Raw genomic sequence first — 19,317 nt, 5'->3', positions numbered from 1 at the left:
ACACCGGGGTAGGTAGGATTATGAATAAGTTCAAACTCAGTATGCTGACACTGGCGCTGGCAGCAGCTGGTAGTAGTGCAGCGGTCTTCGCCCAAGAAGCGGATACACAAACTCAACAAGCGCAGGAAGAGGCAGTAGAAGTTATTGCTGTCAGGGGCTTCCGCCGCAGCTTACAGGAATCGCAGAACATTAAAATGTTCAATAGTTCGATTGTCGAAGCGGTTTCGGCAGAAGATATTGGTAAACTGCCTGACGTCAGTATCGCTGAATCATTAGCCCGTTTACCAGGTTTAACGGCACAGCGTCTGAATGGTCGTAGTCAGGTCATCAGTATCCGCGGTCTGGCGCCGGATTTCTCAACTGCACTGTTAAATGGTCGCGAGCAGGTTAGCTCCGGTGATAACCGTGGCGTAGAGTTTGACCAATATCCGTCTGAACTACTGAGTGGTGTGGTTGTTTATAAAACGCCGGACGCTGGTTTAATTGGCCAGGGCCTGGCCGGTACTGCCGATATGCGTTTGGTTAGCCCGCTGGCACACGGTGAACGCACTGTAGCGGTGAATGCCCGTTACGAGTGGAGCCAAATTAGTGCGTTAAATGCTGGTGCGGATGATAAGGGCAATCGTTTTAGCATTTCGTACATTGACCAATTCGCCGACAACACCATTGGTGTAGCTTTAGGTTACGCCACTATGTCTAACCCAATGCAAATTGAACGTTTTGAAGCCTGGGGTTATGCCGACACAGCTGATGGCAATAAAGTGATTGGCGGTGCTAAAGTCTTTGCGAACTCTAACTTGCTGGAACGTGATGGCTTTATTGGTGTATTTGAATACAAACCAACCGATAGCTTTAGCAGCACAGTAGATTTCTATTACTCAGAGTTTGATGAAACCCAGCGCACCAGCTTTATCGAATTACCGCTGTTCTGGGGTGGGGCTCCGCTGGTAAACCCAACAGTAGAAAATGGTTTAGTGACCTCTGGTGGTTACACTGGTGTTAAGGGTATCGTCCGTAACCATGGTAACTTCCGCGAGGCTGATTTGTTCTCTGTCGGTTGGAAAACCGAATTTAAATTATCAGATAGCTGGGATGCCACTTTGGATCTGAGCCACTCTTCGCTGGATCGTACTGACCTGATTCTGGAATCTGATGCAGGTACCGGCCCTGCTGGTTCGGGTGCTTTAGACAATCTGTCGTTTGCAATGAGCGATCGTGGTCCAATTTTCAACTCCACGCTAAATTATGCTGATCCAAGTTTAATCCTGTTAACCAGCCCGCAAGGTTGGGGTGGCGATATCATTCCTGGTGGTCAGCTGGGTTATTACAACTCGCCGTCGATTACCGATGATTTAAATCAGGTACGTTTAAGTGCCAAAACCATGCTGGAAAACGACAACTTCGATTCACTGGAAGTGGGTTTAAACTACAGCAACCGCGAAAAAGACAAGAAAGCCGATGAATTCTTCCTGGCGCTGCCAAATGGCGCCTTGTCTGCACCTATTCCAAACGTCGCCGGTACCACCAGCCTGGCTGCTTTCGGTATTCCGGGTATGGTTAGCTATGACCCACGTCAGCTAATCGACACCGGCGCCCTGGTGCGGGTACGTAACCCTAACGCTGATGTGCTGATCAAAGACTGGAATGTGGCGGAAGATGTGGTAACCGGTTATGTAAAACTGGGTATTAACAGCCGCGTTGGTGAAATCCCGGTGACGGGTAATATCGGTACGCAGATCGTCCATACTGATCAGTCGTCTTATGCTTTAGCGGCTTCAGGTACCGGTATTAATGTGTCGTCATTCCGGATTGATGGTGGTGATAAGTACTGGGAAGTGTTACCCAGCCTGAACCTGAACTTTGAAGTCGGTACCGGTAAATACGTACGCGTTGGTTTAGCCCGTACTATGGCCCGTGCCCGGATGGATCAGCTGCGAGCCAGTCAGGATTATAGCTTCAACCCGGCACTGAACAACTCGCAGGCAACACCAGAGCAGAACTCGCCATGGAGCGCGTCTGGCGGTAACCCGGCGCTGCGGCCGTGGATTGCGAATGCACTGGATGTCTCTTACGAGCAGTACTTTGAAGACAGCAAAGGCTATGTGGCGATTGCGGCTTTCTATAAAGACCTGGAAAGCTATATCTACGACCAGCAAGTGATTCAGGACTTTACCGGCTTCCCATCTGGTGGTGAAGTACCAGTGATTAACCAGGGTGTCGCAACCACACCACAAAATGGTAAGGGTGGCCGCATCAATGGCGTGGAATTTACCCTGTCTGCCAGTGGCGCGATGATTATGCCTGAACTGGAAAGCTTCGGCGCCATTCTGACCGGCTCCTGGACCGACAGCAGCATTCAGTCTAACCCGAACGATCCTTCTACCCCGTTACCAGGTTTATCTGAGCGGGTAGCTAACCTGACGTTCTATTACGAGAACGATGGTTTCTCTGCCCGGGTCAGCAGCCGTTACCGTTCTGATTTCCTAGGTGAAATTTCAGGCTTTGGTAATGGCCGTGACCTGCGGATGATTGAAGCTGAGACCGTTGTTGATGCACAAATCAGCTACAGCTTCTCGGGTCGTTATGAAGGCTTAACCCTGTTACTGCAAGCAAACAACGTAACGGATGAGCCTTTTGTGCGGGTTGAAGGTGATGACAGCCGCCGCGTGATTGAGTATCAGCGCTATGGCCGTACTTATATGGCAGGTTTATCCTATAAGTTCTAATCACACCTGACGTGAGTAAAGGCCCCTGTTACTATCGAGCATAGACAGGGGCCTTTTTGTTGGAGGCAAGGTGAAGAATACAGATTTAAATCAGGTGCGCCGGGTATTGATAGTCGGCGGAGGTACTGCCGGTTGGATGACCGCAGCGATGCTGGCGCGCATTCTCGGCGAACAAATTGACTTACAGTTAGTCGAGTCCGATACGATAGGCACAGTCGGTGTTGGCGAGGCGACTATTCCGGCGATTCAGCATTTTAATGCTGCCTTGGGGATTAACGAGGCCGAGTTTTTACGCGAAACCAAAGGCAGTATTAAGCTGGGTATTCAGTTTGAAAACTGGGGCCGGCAGGGTGATAGTTATATGCATGCCTTTGGTCCGGTTGGCCGCCAGCTTGGCATGGCATCCTTTCATCATTTCTGGCTGGCCGCGCAGGCCAAAGGTGATAACAGTAGCTTTTGGGATTATTCCCTGAACTATCAGGCGGCGAAAGCCGGTAAATTCAGCCCGCAGTCGCAGCTGCCGAATTCCCCTTTACCTGGCTTACAATATGCCTATCATTTTGACGCCGGGCTCTATGCCGCATTTTTACGTCGTTATAGCGAGCAGCGCCGGGTAAAGCGGATTGAAGGCTTAATTGCCAAAGTTGAGCAAAAACCATCTGGTGACATCGCTGCAGTGGTACTGACCGATGGCCAGGTATTGAGTGCTGATCTCTTTATTGACTGTTCCGGCTTAAGGGCTTTGCTGATTGAACAAACCCTGGCTGCCGGTTATGACAACTGGCAACACTGGCTACCCTGTGACAGTGCGCTGGCGGTACCTTCAGAAGCCCGTTATCCGATAGTGCCATACACCCGCGCTATTGCGCATGGCGGTGGCTGGCAATGGCGGATACCATTGCAACATCGCACCGGTAATGGCCTGGTCTATAGCAGCCGTTTTCTTGACGATGAGCAGGCGAAACAAACCCTGCTCAGCAACCTCGATGCCCCTGCGCTGGCCGAGCCGCGCAAAATCAGTTTTGTTACCGGGCGGCGCAAGCAGCAATGGCGGCGTAACTGTGTGGCCATTGGCTTATCCAGTGGTTTTCTGGAGCCGCTGGAGTCAACCAGTATTCATCTGATTCAAAGTGCGGTGGTGCGGTTGGTGCAATGCTTCCCGGCAACACAGGATATGACAGCGCTCAGCAACGAATTTAATCGTCAGTCGCAGCAGGAATTTGAAGCGATCCGTGATTTTATTATTTTGCACTACCACTTAAATCAGCGTACTGATCATCCGCTTTGGCAATATTGCCGGGAGATGGCTTTGCCTGACGCTCTGGCGCAGCGGCTGGAGTTATTCCGTCACAGCGCGCAAATCTTCCGGCAACAGGATGAGCTGTTTACCGAAGTGGCCTGGCAACAGGTGCTGCTAGGACAAAATCTGTTGCCTGCCAGCTATCATCCGCTGGCGGATAGCCTTACTAAGGCGCAACTCACAGGCTTTTTTGCTGACCTTAAGCAGGTCATTAGCAAAACGGTCGCGGCCTTGCCAAGCCTCCAAAGCTTTTTACAAAGTCAGAGTTAACAGGATGACGGGCGATGTCCGTCATCCTGCTGTTTAACAGTGGCTAATTCTGCCGCTGCTGTGCGCTGTGCCACAGATTTTGATGCTCCGGAACACTGAAAAAGTTCTCCGGCTGCCAGCATTTAGGTACTAAGCGGCTCAGGTATTTCGCTTCGCCATCCTGATACAACATATTGAGCAGTTCTTTCAAGCGTTGCTCTGGCAGCGTTTTTAAGCGATCTCGAGCTGGTTTAAAATACAGGTTGAGTTCGGTACTCAAGCTAATGTTATAACCGGTATTTCGATACTGCTGATTGCGGCTGACTACCCGGCACAGCGGTTGTTCGGGTTTTTCCGGATACAAAGAATTGACGATCGCAAATTCATATTTTAATTGCGGTTTACCATCATCGCCCAGCGGGGTAAAGACCATGCCATAGCCCTGTGGAAACAGACCGACAATGCGGAATAAGCAATCCACCAGCAAGCCATTGTAGTCGCCCCTTGCCGCAGCTTCACGCATCAGCAGGGCAGCTCTGGGTAGGGCATCGTAGTTATACCGGCTGCGCCCCGGTAAGACGATTGACGTATATGCCTGCGGGACTTTAAACAGACTACCCAGCGGTGTATCTGCTTTGGCGGTAATAAAGCGCTGCAATTGCTGCTGTAAGAACTGTTGCTGCTGCACATGGTATTCGCGCTGCTCTTTATTGCCGCGGCTAAATGGCAGCTGCCCTAAACCTTGCTGCAACAGTTGCAAACTGCCTTGTAACGTTAACGCCAAAAAATGTTCGCGCTCCTGTGCGCTAAAGGCTTTTTCCGGTACGTTGTCCGATGCTGCTGTTAACAGGAACTGAGCATCAGGATCAAGCTGTCCAAAATGCTGCAAAAAGGTGGCCATTACCAGGGGCAGTTGTAATTTCTGCCGATACTCACATTCTGCTGGTTGCGTTATATCACGATGCAGGTACCAGGCCTGCCACTGCGGATCTTTCAGTATTTGCTGTTCCAGCAAGTGTTCCAGCAAGCGTAGACTTAAAAGCGCCCGGTACAGGGGTTTGTAAGCATATTCGAGCAGTAGGAGTTTGCGTTTATTGCTGGCAGAGGTGATCAATAACCCGCCTAACAACCGGGCGCTAAGCATCTGACTATCGCTGGCCTGACTACCTTCGCTTAACTGTAACAGCGCTTCTGCCGCCTGCAATAAACTTTGCCAGCGGGCAATGCGTTGCTTTTCATCCACAAACTGCAAATCTGTAAAGGTTTTTCGCGTTTGCTTCAGTACGTCAGCATTAGTACCTTGCTGCGCCTGTTGCCAGCGCTGCTCTGCTAGGTGTAATTCTTGTTGCCGGGCCTGTCGCTGTTGGAAAAAGTCTAGTGCTTCCCGGTAAAAACAGGCGTGATTCGGACTATACAAAAACCCCAGCAATTGCTCCAGATTACGTACAAATACCGATTTTTTGACAAAGGCCAGATTCAATCCTTGGCTCCGTAGTCCACTTAACTGCGCACAACATAGCACTGCTGCAGTCGCCAGCAAAGAATTGCTACAGGTTTTTTTGAATTGAAAAGCTTGCGCTATCAGTGAAGTTAATTTTTTGTGTTAGTAACCGCTTTATGAATACGTATTCATCTTGCGGAAATCGCTAAACCGGTCAATAACTAAACAGGAAAAAGTTAGCAGCATCAGCCCATTTTGCGGTTAAGGCTGACTGATAAAAAACAACAAAGACGGGGAAATAAGGTATGGCAAGGTACAGGCTTAGCCTGCTGTCAGCAGCGATGATGACAGCGGGTGTCAGCTCGTTTGTGCTGGCGCAGGAAACAGCGCCGCAACCAGCGGAGCAGACAACAGAAGAACAGGTTGAAGTAATACAGGTGCGTGGTTTTGCACAAAGTTTATTTCGTTCGCTCGACAGTAAACGCTTTGGTGATGTGGTATCTGAAACCATTTCTGCCGACGATCTCGGGGCCTTACCCGACGTCTCGATCGCTGACGCCTTAACCCGTCTGCCTGGTATTTCTGCAGTGCGAACCGGCGGCCAGGCGGCTGAAATCAACATTCGCGGTATGTCGGGTGGCTTTGTGTTCTCCACGCTGAATGGACGAGAACAGGTCTCTACCAGTGGTAAGCGTAATATTGAATTTGATCAGTACCCGTCTGAATTAATCTCCTCTGCTGCGGTGTATAAATCGCCGAAAGCTTCACTGATTGAAGGGGGTGTTGCTGGTACCGTTGAGCTACAAACGGCGCGAGTACTGGGTAACGATAAAACCCATACTTTTACTGCCAACTTGCGTGGCATGCAAAATGACCGTGCCAACGAGGTTCCGGATGGTGAAGAGTTTGGTCATCGTTTTAGCCTGTCCTATCAGGGCAAGTTTCTGGATGATACCCTGGGCTTGGCACTGGGCTATGCGCGCTTGTATCAACCCAGCGTGGCGACACAGTTCATTGGCTTAGCTTACAACGTGAGCCGGGATTTGAATCAGGATGACACGCCGGAATATATCAGCGAAGGTTTTGAGATCCAGCATCTGGGTGGTGAGGAAACCCGTAACGGCTATCTGGGTTCGTTACAGTGGCAACCCAATGAGGCCTTTAGTCTGACCGGCGATGTGTTTATTTCGCAGTTTGACCGCGAAGCCTTTGCCCGTGGTTTCCGGGTTAAATTTGAAGGCGCGACAGCTAATATCAGCAACCCGATTTATAATGGCTCATCGCTGGTGGGCGGTAATATCAGTCGTACCCGCAATGGCTTTACCCGGGTAGAAGTGGTGAATGATGACAACCGCGACGCTGATGAAGTCCATAGCTATGGCATGAAGGCTGACTGGGATATTAACGACCGGGTTAATCTGGTGTTTGACCTGTCGCACTCCAGAGCCAGCAGCGATTTCCGTAACGGCTTACTCTGGTCGTTAGTGGCACAGGACGCTACCGTGGCCAATCCGGTGCTGGACCCGAATGTCTCTATTAACTATCAACTCAATGGCCTGAATTTACCGGCGATCGGCCTGAGTCAGGCGGATGCTTTTAGTGATATTAACCGTCTGATGGTCAGTAAGTACGGTATTTATCCGTTTGTAAATACTGATGAAGTTAATGCTGCCCGGTTGGATTTGAGTTTTGATCTGGAACTGCCGGTTATCCGCTCTGTGGAATTTGGTGTGCGCTACTCAGCCCGTCGTTACTCAAATGACCGCTCGGTATTTGAATACGGTAGTGATGGTATGTTCTTAACCGGCCAGCCACCATTACGTCTAACCGCTGATATGGTAAAGCAAGTTGATTTTAAAGGTAAATTTGCAAGCTACCCCAGCTATCTGGCTATTGATCTGGATAAAGCCCTGGCGGCCTGGTTCCCGCAGGGTATTCCGCAGCCGGTGCAAACCTGGGGTGCGGGTAACCCAGATGTGATTAACCGCGATCCTAACGCTACAGCTAATACTGCCTGGTCGGTATTAGAGAGTGGCCGGGTGTATGAAGATGTGCTCGCCAGTTATCTGATGGCGAATCTGGATACCGAATTATTTGGCTTACCGTTAACCGGTAATATCGGGGTACGGCGGGTAACCACCGACCAAAGTGCCACTAACCTGTCAGATGTCGGTGGCGACCCTTTGCGTGGTGCACAGAATATCGCCGATGAAGTCGGGTTAATCAATACCCGTTATGCCGCAGGTATCGTAGGTGACAAGTACACCAAGCATCTACCCAGCTTAAACCTGAATCTGGCGCTGACCGATGAGTGGCAATTACGTTTTGCCAGTGCCAAAGTGATCTCCCGCCCACCGATTAACCGTTTGGCGTCGGTCACATCCTTTAATATCAGTGATACCGGTGAAATTACCGGTAACAGTTCCAACAGTCCTTTCCTGCGGCCGTTTGAAGCTAATCAGTATGATCTGTCACTGGAATATTATTTTGGCAGTGGTGCCTTAGCGGCAGCGCTTTTCTACAAGGATATCCAATCTTTTATTCAGGATGATGTATTACCGGAATTTGATTTTAAAGCGGCCGGTTTCCCGGTACCGGATTTTATTATCCCGGATCCGGAATCGGGTGTACCGGTGGCAACCCGAAATGGCTCGCTATTTACCGCAGTAAACAACAGTAATGGCGGTTATATCCGTGGTGCTGAAATTGCGTGGACTCAGGTATTTAAAGCCCTGCCAGGCGCCTTATCTGGCCTGGGAGCGCAACTGAGTTACTCCTACACCGAGAGTGAAGTATCACTGATCAATAGCCTGGGTGGCGAACCGATTGAAACGACTTTTGAGGGGCTGTCGAAAAATGTCGTGAATGCCACGCTGTTTTGGGAATACGAAGGTATCGATACCCGGATTAACGCCCGTTATCGCTCACCCTTTGTCTCATCACAAGTCGGGATTAACGAGCAGATCACCAACTTTGATAGCGAAATGGTGGTGGACTTTCAGTTTGGCTACCAGTTTAACGACAATCTGAAGATGCTGTTCCAGGTGAATAACCTGACGGATGAGCCAACCAAGAGCTATTTTGGCCAGCAAGCGATGACCGGTACCTTGCAATTCTTCGGTCGTCAGTACTTCCTGGGCGCAGTGTACTCATTTTAATGCCGCGGGCATTCGTGCCCGCAGCTGGTAACACAGAATTGGAGTAAGTAAACCATGTTTAATCTGTTCAAAATGCTAAAACTGAGCAGTCTTGCGCTGTGCGCTTTACTGCTATACGGTTGTGGTGGTGGCGGAGACTCCACCAGTCCCGGCAGCGCTTTGCTGACCTGTACCCTGCCACAGATCCCAAACCCAACCAATACTGCCTGTATTGATCCACCGCCGTTCTCCTGTCCCAAAGGTCAGTTCCCGAACGATACCAATGATGGTTGCCGGGTCGGTAAAGATCCTAACGCACCAGCCCCGGTAGTAACAGCCGGGCCTGATCAGGCGGTATTGTTCTACAAACGGCCACAAGATGGCGCCTATGAAGGTTTCCGGTTACATACCTGGAATAACGAGACCTGTGACGCTTACCAGCCGTCTTCCATTGCTCCGTCCTGGGATAATGGCTTGCAGTATAACGGTATTGATCCAAACTATGGCGCCTACTGGATCCTGAATCTGAAGCCAGGCTATGCCGGTACCGAAGGGGCTTGCGGTAACTTTATTATCCATATCGGTACCGATGATGCTGGTAAAGACCCCGGTCCGGATATGCAGATGCCACTGTCACAGGATGATCCGGATTTTGCCCGCATGAACTGGGTATTTTCAGGTAATGCCAACGTTTATGAGTTTCCGATTGTTTCACTGGGTGTCAGTATCCAGGGCGCTGCTGCCCATTGGTTAACAGCCAATACCTTTGTCTGGAATACGCCGGTAGCCGATACCGCGCCAGTGGTGAAGTTGTTCTACTCTACCGATGCCAGTTTAACCGTGAATAATAGCGATGAAATCGAAGGTGGCAGCAGTATTGAACTGACGCCGGTGGCGGCTGATGACAGCCTGACTCAGTTAGTGCCACACCTGGCCAATGCAGCGGTATTTAGTGCAAACTTTACCGCAGAACAGGCAAAAGCCATGGCCAAGAATCAGCTGGCACTGGCGGCTTACAATAGCGATAACGAGCTGATTAGCGCCAGCTATGTGCAGGTTGCCAAAGTGCTGGATGACCTCTATGCCTCTGGTGACAACAGTGCCCTGGATGCGCAACTGGGCGTGCGGTACAACGGCAATGATGTTAGCGTCGCAGTCTGGGCACCTACTGCCCGTAGCGTGAAGTTAAAACTTTATAATGCCAGTAAAGCCGCAACTGCAACGCATAATATGACGGCGGATGCCACGACCGGTGTTTGGCGTTACAACGGCAGTCGTAGTGCCCTGGATCGCCAGTTCTATCGCTTTGAAGTTGAGGTGTATCATCCGTTAACCCGCAAAGTCGAAATGATTGAAGCGACCGACCCCTACTCTGTTAACGTCTCAACCAATGGCCGTTACAGTCAGTTTGTTGACTTAAATGATGCCGAGACCAAGCCAGAGGGCTGGGATAGCCGTGAAGTACCGGTAGTAGCCAACCCGACCGATATCGTGATCTATGAAGGTCATGTGCGTGATTTCAGTATTCGTGATCAGAGCACACCGGCAGCCCACCGCGGTAAATATCTGGCCTTTGCCGAGGCCGATTCTGCGCCGGTACGTCATCTGCGTAAGCTGGCAGAAAATGGCTTAACCCATTTTCACGTGCTGCCGCTGAATGATCAGGCGAATATTAATGAAGATGCCAATCGCCGGATCAATCTGACCGATACCATCGGTCGGTTATGCCAGTTAAACGCACAGGCGCCGGTGTGCGGGGTAGAAAATGCCAATGCCACTATTGAGTCTGTGTTGCAAAGCTATTTGCCATACGAATCGAAAGCCCAGGAGTTAGTGCAGTCTATGCGTGCCATTGACGGCTTTAACTGGGGTTATGATCCGCATCATTTTATCGCCGTCGAAGGCAGCTACGCCTCTAACCCGGAAGGCATCGCGCGGATTAAAGAAGTGCGGGCGATGAACAAGGCACTGAACGACTTAGGGCTGCGGGTGGCGCTGGATGTGGTATACAACCATACCAGCAGCTCAGGCCTGTTTGATAATTCAGTGTTTGATAAAATTGTCCCTGGCTACTATCACCGCTACAACGAGACCACCGGTAATATCGAGCGTTCGACCTGCTGCGAAAATACCGCCACTGAACACAAGATGTTCGATAAGTTTATCAAAGACTCGCTGGTGATCTTATCGCGCGACTTTGGTTTTAACGATTTCCGCTTCGATATTATGGGCCACCATCCAAAAGAAGGTATTTTGGCAGCTCGCGAAGCGGTACGTGCCATTGACCCGGATGTTTACTTCTACGGTGAAGGCTGGAACTTTGGTGAGGTTGCCAATAACCGCTTATTTACCCAAGCCAAGCAGCAGGATATGGCGGGTACTGAAGTAGGCACCTTTAACGACCGGATCCGCGAAGCCGTGCGCAGTGCTGCCTTGTTTAGCGGAGTAAATAACGATGGTAACCTGGCACAACAGGATTTTGTGCGCATTAGCTTAGCCGGTACCTTAAAAGACTTCGTGTTTAAAAACTACCGCGATATCACCGGCCCGGCCAGCAGTGCCAATTGGAATGGTCAGGCGGCAGGTTATGCGGATAGCCCGGCTGATATTATCAACTATGTATCGAAACACGATAACGAAACCTTGTGGGATAATCTGCAGGCTAAGTTACCGGAGTCGATGGCACTGACCGAACGGGTGCGGGCGCAGAATGTGGCAATTGCCATCCCGTTAATGAGTCAGGGTATTCCGTTCCTGCAACTGGGCGGTGATTTCCTGCGCTCCAAATCCATGGACCGCGACAGCTATGATTCCGGCGACTGGTTTAACTTTGTCGACTTCACCTATCAGACTAACAACTGGGCTGTAGGTTTACCGCTGGCAGAGAAAAACGAAGCGAGCTGGGAAAATATTGCCCGCTTATTCCTGAATCGTGAAACCAAAGCAGAAAGCGAAGATATTCAGTTTGCTGCAGCCGTGTTTGCCGAATTCCTGAGTATCCGTAGTGGTAGTCCGTTATTCCGCTTGCGCACTGCGGACGACATTACCGCTCGTTTAGGCTTCCACAATATTGGCCGTAACCAGCAGCAAGGTCTGATCGTGATGAGTCTGGATGATGGACTTGGTGTACCGGATCTGGACCCGATGTACGATGCGATGGTGGTCGTCATTAACGGTACTTCGGGTGAATTATCCCACACTGTACCCACAGCTGCCGGTTTTGAGCTACATCCAATTCAGCAAGCGTCTGTGGATCAGCGGGTGCATAGTGCCAGTTTCACTCAGCAAGCTGATGCGGGTACCTTTACTGTGCCGGCAAATACTATTGCCGTCTTTGTTAAGCCACAGATGGGTGCGCAGGGCGCAGGTTTAGCTGCAGATGCGACACTGGGCGCGCCGGATATTCCACCTTATGCCGCAACCGATGTCTTTGTGCGTGGTGGTTTTAATGGTTGGGGTGAAGCCGATGCCTTTAGCTATGACGGTGCCGGTATCTATACTGCCAGTATCAATATTGACCAGGGTAGCTACGAGTTTAAAGTCGCCTCAAGTGATTGGTCGACTGTAAATCTGGGTGCAGGCGCCGCCGGTAATCAGGTTGTAGTTGGCACGCCGCTGGTGATCCAAACCAGTAACGACAACTTACGGATTGATATCGCTAAGAGCTCAACCTATGTATTTACGTTAAATGCCAATGATGCTGCTGCACCAACCTTAACCGTATCTGAGTATGTGCCTTATGGCCCAACCACCATTTTCCTGCGTGGTGGTATGAACGGTTGGGGAGAGACAAATGCATTTAATTATGTTGGCGCCAATAAGTACAGCGTAGATATTAATATTACTGCCGGTAACTATGAGTTTAAAGTGGCATCCAGTGACTGGGCTACGGTGAACATGGGGGCCGGAGCAGCGGGTAATACCTTGACGTTGGGAACACCGAAGATTATCGAGACCAGTAACGATAACCTGCGGATGGACTTTGCAGAAACCGCGACCTATAACTTCCTGTTGGATGCGACCTTTACTGCAGAGCCGGAGCTAACGGTGACGAAGAAGGAATAAACAATACCAAGTATCAGAGCCTGCGGCTCTGATACGGTACCTTGACCGTCGGGAATGAGCGCCCGAATGAGATAACATCTAAAAGCTGCAGCTGGTCTGCAGCTTTTTTATTGCTAATAGCTGCCAACGAATAAGAGGCATCATGTCAAATAAGTCCGGCAAACGATGCCCGTTGTTGTGGCCTGCAGCTAGCGACATACTCCAGGCTCAACCAGACTATGTCACGGGTAAAGGTTAATCGGTTCAATTTAGCTGCTGCATCAGCTTTTGTGCTAACTCCGGTATCGGGTCGGTAAGCAGTGCCCGCTGCAGATAATGTTTCGCTGCTGCTTTTCGCCCCGCCTGCAGCAGAATTTGTGCCGCCTGCAGGTTGGCCTTGCCATCATGCGGCAGGGCATCGGCAATAATCAGCAGAGTTTTTAACAGCATATCGCCGTTACGTTGCTGATGATAATGTTCGGCCAGGCGGTTTTGCATACTTAACCAATCCAGCTTACCCTGCACATGTAACAGCGCCAGCTGCTGACTAAGATCATTGGGTGTTGGGAAAGTCACCGCTGTGGTAGTGGCTTTAAACGGATAGTCGGACGTTAATTGCAGAATACGTAAGTAACCAGCATATTCTTCGGCCGGGGTGAGCGGGCGCTCTTGCCAGGCGAGCTCTGCCGGTACCGGCCGTGGCCATACGCCAAAAGCACTGCGCTGATAGAGTGCGCGGTAAAAGCTGTCAGCCAATAAAAAATAGCCCTGCACATTCGGATGCAGATGCTCCAGCATCAGGTTGCTACCTATTAAGCCACCCGACGAGTTGGCAACAAAGGCGGCCTCGGTATCCACTAATACCGCACCATAGTCCTGAGCCAATACTTTAATCTGTTCATTAATGGCCAGCGGCGCCCGAAAACGCAGCAAATCGTGCTCGCGCGCCTGAATAAACTGTACTTTAGCCTCGGCAAATTGCTGTTGCTGCCGGTACCATTGCCCAAGTTGATAGTGCAGCAGGGCATGGCCGGTTGTGGCTGCAGTCTGCTGCAGCTCTGCTGCCAGCGCCTGTTGTGCCGCAGGCTCGCGCAGTTGGCTAAGTTGCAGTAACTGTTGCTGTTGTTGTGCAGTTAAAGGCTCGCTTTGAAAAGGTGGCTGATCTGCCAGATTGCTGGCTATTGTACTGAGATAAACCGGGATCCCCGCCGCACGATAGCGCGCCAGTAAGCGGCTCATATTGGCCTGAAATTGCGTTAGCCCGGCTTGGTAAGTCGGCGAATCCAGAGCGATGGCTTTGTCGCGCGCGACCTGTGCCATAAAAGTACGGCTGTTGCCGTTTAGTTGTGCTGGCGGTCGCAGCTGCAGATAGCCCTGTTCCAGCAATTGAAAGCTGCGCAGTTGCCGTAAGCTGAGTAGCCAGCGGCTGAGTCGCGGCGAGCGTGCCGCCAGATAATTAGAGCCAACACCTAACAAGCCCAGGTACTCGTTATGACCGGCGTAAATCAGCACCGCATCGGGCTTAAGTGCAATAATTTCGTCGGCAAAATCCAGTAGGGTGTAGCTGTTTACCGCCGATAAGGCGGTATTGACTACCTCTACCGGCCGCTCCGGAAAGGTGCGCCTTAAACGTTGTTCCAGCATTCCGGCCAGGGCCGCACCCATACCATAAGGATAACCCGCTGCGGTCGAGCCACCCTGTACCACTAAGCGGATACCATTAGCTGGCTTTTGTGCCAACACAAAGCTGGGTTCCAGCTCAACCCTTGGTACAGCAGCGCCAGCTGGAAAGTAGCGTTTGACGATCTGGGTTTCGGTTACCAGATAGGCCGGGTTTGCCGGGTAGGGCTTAAACAAGGGTAAAGGCTGGGCCGGAAACAACAGCCGTACCGCGCCTTCCAGTAACAGAAACAGCAGTAGCGGTAAGCTGAGGGCAATAAGCCAGAACAGGGTACGTTGCATGTTAAGGGCGTCCGGGTGCTTGAGTTGGCGCTAACTGCTGCCGCAATTGGGCTTGTTGGCGCAACGCCAGCGCATGAGTCGGGTCGAGGGTCAGAATGTGTTCTACTTGCTGCAGCGCTGCGGTTAGCTCACCAGCATAATAGTAACTACGCGCCAGCATTAGGCGATAGGATATATTTTCTGGCGCCAGATTGACGGCGCGCTGCTGATAATACATCGCGAGTACCAGATCCTGACTATCAAAATACAACTGACCAGCGACATAGGCTGCCTGATGCTGGTTAGGCAAGGCGTCAAATAATAAGGCGGCCACCTTCGCCGCTTTCGCGGGTTGTTGCTGTTGTTGGTAGTAATCCAACAGCTGCTGGTTGCTTTGTAGCCAGCTGAGTCCCTGTGCCCTTTGCCAGGCGAGCTGCTGCTCCGGGTTTTGTCGTGGGCCAAAACTGATCTGCTGTGGCTCGGTAGTAAAGGGGTAATCGGCAGTCAGCTGGCGGATCTTGTAATCGGCCAGTTGCAAATCCACCGCAGTCAGTGGCATATCCGCCCAGGCCTGGGCCAGGCTAACCGCGACAGCCGGCGGCCCCAAATAGCGCTCCAATAGTGGTAACCAGGTTTCGGCAATCAGAAAATAACCACGGGCATTCGGATGCAGATGCTCCAGCATCAGCTGATAATCGATAATGCCATTGTTGCTGGCCTGGCGTAGCTGCGCTTCAGCATCTGCCAGGGGCAGTTTAAAGTCTGTGGCCAGCTGTTGCAGCTGCTGATTGATCGCCAGCGGTGCCCGAAAACGCAATAGATCATGCTCCCGCGCCAGTTGAAAATGTTGCAGCGCTAAGCGCTGCTCACCGGTGTCGAGCAGCAGCTCGGCCAGCTGAAAATGCCAGCTGGCAACATCGGGGTTCTGTTGTAACGCTTGTTGTAATTGCTGGCGTGCTTGCTGCGGCTCCGGCGCCAGGGTTAATGCCGGCTGGCTGGAGCTAAAGGGGGGCTGGCGTTCATTACTGGCGATACTGCTTAAAATCACTGGTACCCCGGCTTGCTGGTAGCGGTGTAGCAGCGCCTTGAGATTAGCCTGAAATTGCTGTAATCCGGCCTGATACAGTGAGCTATTTAGCGGGATCTGCTGTTCGGCGGCAATCTGCGCCATCATGGTGCGCTCCGCCAACGCTGGCGCGGGTGTTGTTCTAAGCGCACTATATAAGCGTTGTCCGGCCTGAAATAAGGCCAGTTGCCGTAATTGTAAATACAGCAGCTTACTCAGGTGGTGGCCGTCTCCCAGTAGCGCTGAGCCGACACCCATCAGGCCCAGATATTCATTATGGCCGGCATAAATCAGGATCAGATCCGGCTCAATCGCCAGAATTTCGGCGCTCAGATCCCGCAACGTATAGGAATTTACCGCTGACAGGGCGGTGTTAAGCACCAGAATATCCCGCTGCGGATACAGCCGCTTTAACCGCTGCTGTAACATTGCCGCCGGTGAGCCAAAACGGCCATAGGGGAAACCGGCAGCGCTGGAGCCACCTTGCAGCACGATGCGAAACTGGCCGGCTGGTTTCACTGCCGGAAAATACTGGGTATCAATGGCCAGATCCGGCGCCTGCTTGGGATCGGCAAAATAACGTTTTATTAAATCCGGATTGGTTTGCAGATAGCCCGGTAAGGATTCAGAGGCGATAAACAGCGGATAGCGCTGATACCAGGGACTGACACGCAACAGCATTTCCAGTACCAGTAACAGCAATACCGGTAGTAGCAGCGCGATCAAATAAAAGACTTTGCGTGGGGGCTGTGGTGTTGCCAACTTTGCTGCAACCTGATTCAAAAAGCATCAGCTTACGTTACCTTAAGCCCTTGTTAGCAGCAAGTTTTCTGATACCAGCTCTATCGGCTTTTTAAAAATCAGGTTAAGTTAAGGCAATAAGTTTTCAGTTAATGGATTTATGCGTTATATCCTCGGTATTTCCTGCTATTACCATGATAGTGCCGCCTGTGTGCTGCGCGATGGCGTGATAGTGGCGGCGGCACAGCAAGAACGCTTTAGCCGCCTGAAACATGACGCCGGCTTCCCAGCTGACGCCATTCGCTATTGTTTGCGCGAAGCAGGGATAGATCTCAGTGAGCTAAGTGCCGTAGTGTTTTACGACAAGCCGTTACTGAAATTTGAACGCTTGCTGGAAACCTATCTGGCACATGCGCCGCGCGGTTTTCGCTCGTTTTTAATGGCGATGCCGGTTTGGCTGAAAGAAAAACTGTATTTAAAAACCTTATTACGGCGTGAGCTTCGGGCGTTAGCCGGGCTGGATCGCAAGGCGCCACTACCCAAATTGTTGTTTAGCCAACATCATCAGGCGCATGCTGCCTCGGCGTTTTATGCCAGCCCCTATCAGGAAGCGGCAGTGATCTGTCTGGATGGGGTTGGCGAGTGGGCGACATCGACTATCTGGCATGGCCAGGGTAATCAGCTAAGGCCTTTAGCGGAACTGCATTTTCCGCATTCATTAGGTTTACTGTATTCGGCCTTTACCTATTACTGCGGCTTTAAGGTGAATTCCGGCGAATACAAGTTAATGGGGCTGGCGCCTTATGGCGAGCCTAAGTATGTTGAGCTGATTTATCGCGAATTAATTAGCGTGCGCGAGGATGGCAGCTTTGCACTGAATATGCGCTATTTTGCTTATCCGGTTGGCTCACGCATGATTAATCAGCGTTTTGCTGCCTTGTTTGGCGCACCACCGTTAACAGCAGACGCCGAACCCGGCCAGCTCTATCTCGACTTAGCCGCTTCCATTCAGCAAGTGACCGAAGAGATCGTACTGAAAATTGCCCGTCATGCCCAACAACTGACCGGCGCCAGCAAGCTTTGTCTGGCGGGTGGTGTCGCCTTAAATTGTGTCGCCAATGGTCGCTTATTGCGCGAGGGGCCTTTTCAGGAGCTTTGGATCCAACCGGCTGCCGGCGATGCCGGTGGTGCCCTGGGCGCGGCCTTACTAGCCTGGTATCAGTATTTTCAGCAGCCGCGGCACAGCGATGAGCAGCAGGACCAGATGCAGGGGAGCTATCTGGGGCCAGCCTATAGCGACAGCGAAATCCAGGCGCTGTTACAGGCAGAGCAGGCACCCTATCAGTACTTGAGCGAGCCGCAGCTGTATTCGGAGGTGGCACGGTTACTGGCGGCGGGTAAGGTGGTCGGGTGGTTTCAAGGGCGGATGGAATTTGGACCGCGGGCATTGGGGAATCGCTCCATTCTTGGTGATGCGCGCAGCCCGGTGATGCAAAGTATCCTGAACCTGAAAATTAAACAGCGCGAATCTTTTCGCCCTTTTGCACCGGCGGTGCTGGCCGAGGATTTGCAGCAGTATTTTCAACTTAACTGCCCCAGCCCCTATATGTTGTTAGTGGCCAGGTTGGCCGCTGAATTACAACTTGAGGTGGCGCCGGGGTTAAGTGGTTTAGCCCGGCTGGCGCAACAGCGCTCCAGTCTGCCGGCCATTACGCATATTGATTACAGTGCCAGAGTGCAGACGGTCAGTGCCGATACTAACCTACGTTTTTATCAGCTGTTGCAGCACTTTAAAGCTCAGACCGGCACCTCAGTGCTGATTAATACTTCGTTTAATGTCCGGGGCGAGCCGCCGGTCTGCAGCCCGGCTGATGCCTTGCAGGGCTTCTATGCGACCGATATGGATGTACTGGTGCTGGGCAACTGCCTGCTACATAAAGCTGACCAGCCTGCTTTAAAACTACAGGCGGCGCGCCAGCGCGTCTTTGCCGCAGATTAGTGCCGGGGAGCAGATAACAGATGAGTGCGCTGTTACTAAAAAAAACTGACCACAAGGGGCTGCGCCAATTTGGCTTGCAAATGGCGCTGGTGATCCCGATGCTGTTTGGTCTCTTGCTACCCTGGCTTTTTGGCTGGTTTTGGCCTCTCTGGCCTTGGATGGTCGCTGCAGGATTTTTATTGCTGGCGCTGGTTTATGCGCCAGGCTTATATTATCCGTATCGGGCCTGGATGGCTTTTGCAGCAGGGATGGGCTGGCTGAATACCCGGCTGCTGCTCGGCGTGGTGTTTTATCTGTTGATAATGCCACTGGGCTTATTGCTGCGGTTATGCGGTAAATTGCAGTATCAGGCGCACCCGAAAGGGGACAGTTTCTGGCGCCAACCCGATAAAGAGCCGCTTGCTAAAGATTTGGAGGATCCATTCTAATGCAGGAATTTTTAACTGATTTATGGGCCTTTTTGCGGGTGCGCAAAAAAATCTGGTTGCTACCCATTATTTTAGTGCTGGCGTTGTTGGGCGGGCTGGTCGTTGTCAGTCAGCAGTCTGCGCTGGCGGGCTTTATCTATACCCTATTCTGAGCGCCTAATTAGCTAAAGCTGAGCAAATGCTGTATGCTGCGCGCCCTTCCTTTTGAAGGGCACTGCAGCTGCGGGCAGAGATTTTCGCAGCAC

At 51.5% G+C, this 19,317-nt stretch carries 10 protein-coding genes; 7 read left to right on the top strand and 3 right to left on the bottom strand.

The window, feature by feature from the left end; all coding sequences use genetic code 11:
* Positions 1-20: 20 nt before the first annotated feature.
* Both AGRI_RS10150 and AGRI_RS10145 read left to right on the top strand, forming a co-directional pair.
* Entirely contained in the window at positions 21-2,726 is a 2,706-nt protein-coding gene (locus AGRI_RS10150; RefSeq protein ID WP_008984854.1) for a TonB-dependent receptor, read from the top strand.
* A gap of 70 nt (positions 2,727-2,796) precedes the next feature.
* A complete protein-coding gene (locus AGRI_RS10145) occupies positions 2,797-4,296 on the top strand; it encodes a tryptophan halogenase family protein (protein WP_008984853.1) in 1,500 nt (499 codons plus the stop codon).
* Positions 4,297-4,339: 43 nt separating this feature from the next.
* On the opposite strand, the gene AGRI_RS10140 is transcribed toward AGRI_RS10145, so the two are convergent.
* A complete protein-coding gene (locus AGRI_RS10140; RefSeq protein WP_008984852.1) occupies positions 4,340-5,755 on the bottom strand; it encodes a hypothetical protein in 1,416 nt (471 codons plus the stop codon).
* Between the two features lie 266 nt (positions 5,756-6,021).
* On the opposite strand from AGRI_RS10140, the gene AGRI_RS10135 reads away from it, so the two are divergent.
* On the top strand, positions 6,022-8,874 hold the full coding sequence (locus tag AGRI_RS10135; RefSeq protein WP_050979294.1) for a TonB-dependent receptor: 2,853 nt from the start codon (positions 6,022-6,024) through the stop codon (positions 8,872-8,874).
* A 54-nt stretch (positions 8,875-8,928) separates the two neighbouring features.
* Complete coding sequence (gene pulA / locus AGRI_RS10130) at positions 8,929-12,918, top strand: pullulanase-type alpha-1,6-glucosidase (protein WP_008984850.1); 3,990 nt, start codon at positions 8,929-8,931, stop codon at positions 12,916-12,918.
* Positions 12,919-13,161: 243 nt separating this feature from the next.
* Here the strand turns inward: pulA and AGRI_RS10125 are convergent, their stop codons facing one another.
* Positions 13,162-14,859 (bottom strand): SGNH/GDSL hydrolase family protein, encoded by a 1,698-nt coding sequence (locus AGRI_RS10125; RefSeq protein WP_008984849.1) that lies wholly within the window; start codon positions 14,857-14,859, stop codon positions 13,162-13,164.
* A 1-nt stretch (position 14,860) separates the two neighbouring features.
* The gene (locus tag AGRI_RS10120; protein WP_237713062.1) at positions 14,861-16,666 is read right to left on the bottom strand and encodes an SGNH/GDSL hydrolase family protein; all 1,806 of its coding nucleotides are present in this window, start codon (positions 16,664-16,666) and stop codon (positions 14,861-14,863) included.
* Positions 16,667-16,805: 139 nt separating this feature from the next.
* Between AGRI_RS10120 and AGRI_RS10115 the strand changes: the two genes are divergently transcribed.
* From AGRI_RS10115 to AGRI_RS16600, 3 genes are read left to right on the top strand one after another with little or no spacing between them, the layout of a single operon-like run.
* Complete coding sequence (locus AGRI_RS10115) at positions 16,806-18,644, top strand: carbamoyltransferase family protein (protein WP_008984847.1); 1,839 nt, start codon at positions 16,806-16,808, stop codon at positions 18,642-18,644.
* Between the two features lie 20 nt (positions 18,645-18,664).
* Positions 18,665-19,072, top strand: coding sequence for an SxtJ family membrane protein (locus tag AGRI_RS10110; protein ID WP_008984846.1), 408 nt, complete (start codon positions 18,665-18,667; stop codon positions 19,070-19,072).
* Complete coding sequence (locus tag AGRI_RS16600) at positions 19,072-19,224, top strand: DUF5989 family protein (protein ID WP_008984845.1); 153 nt, start codon at positions 19,072-19,074, stop codon at positions 19,222-19,224. The genes AGRI_RS10110 and AGRI_RS16600 overlap by 1 nt, the downstream gene beginning before the upstream one ends.
* Positions 19,225-19,317 lie beyond the last annotated feature (93 nt).

Origin of the sequence: Alishewanella agri BL06, assembly GCF_000272005.1 — a bacterium.
Lineage (GTDB): Bacteria > Pseudomonadota > Gammaproteobacteria > Enterobacterales > Alteromonadaceae > Alishewanella > Alishewanella agri.
Note: the sequence above shows the minus strand (reverse complement) of the source record. Positions and strands in the feature narration are given on the sequence as shown.

What these genes read in the sequence shown, in the direction of transcription:
- AGRI_RS10150 (WP_008984854.1), top strand. Translation starts at nt 21, where the DNA reads ATGAATAAGTTCAAACTCAGTATGCTGACACTGGCGCTGGCAGCAGCT.
- AGRI_RS10110 (WP_008984846.1), top strand. Translation starts at nt 18,665, where the DNA reads ATGAGTGCGCTGTTACTAAAAAAAACTGACCACAAGGGGCTGCGCCAA.
- AGRI_RS10125 (WP_008984849.1), bottom strand. Translation starts at nt 14,859, where the DNA reads ATGCAACGTACCCTGTTCTGGCTTATTGCCCTCAGCTTACCGCTACTG.
- AGRI_RS10135 (WP_050979294.1), top strand. Translation starts at nt 6,022, where the DNA reads ATGGCAAGGTACAGGCTTAGCCTGCTGTCAGCAGCGATGATGACAGCG.
- AGRI_RS16600 (WP_008984845.1), top strand. Translation starts at nt 19,072, where the DNA reads ATGCAGGAATTTTTAACTGATTTATGGGCCTTTTTGCGGGTGCGCAAA.
- pulA (WP_008984850.1), top strand. Translation starts at nt 8,929, where the DNA reads ATGTTTAATCTGTTCAAAATGCTAAAACTGAGCAGTCTTGCGCTGTGC.
- AGRI_RS10115 (WP_008984847.1), top strand. Translation starts at nt 16,806, where the DNA reads ATGCGTTATATCCTCGGTATTTCCTGCTATTACCATGATAGTGCCGCC.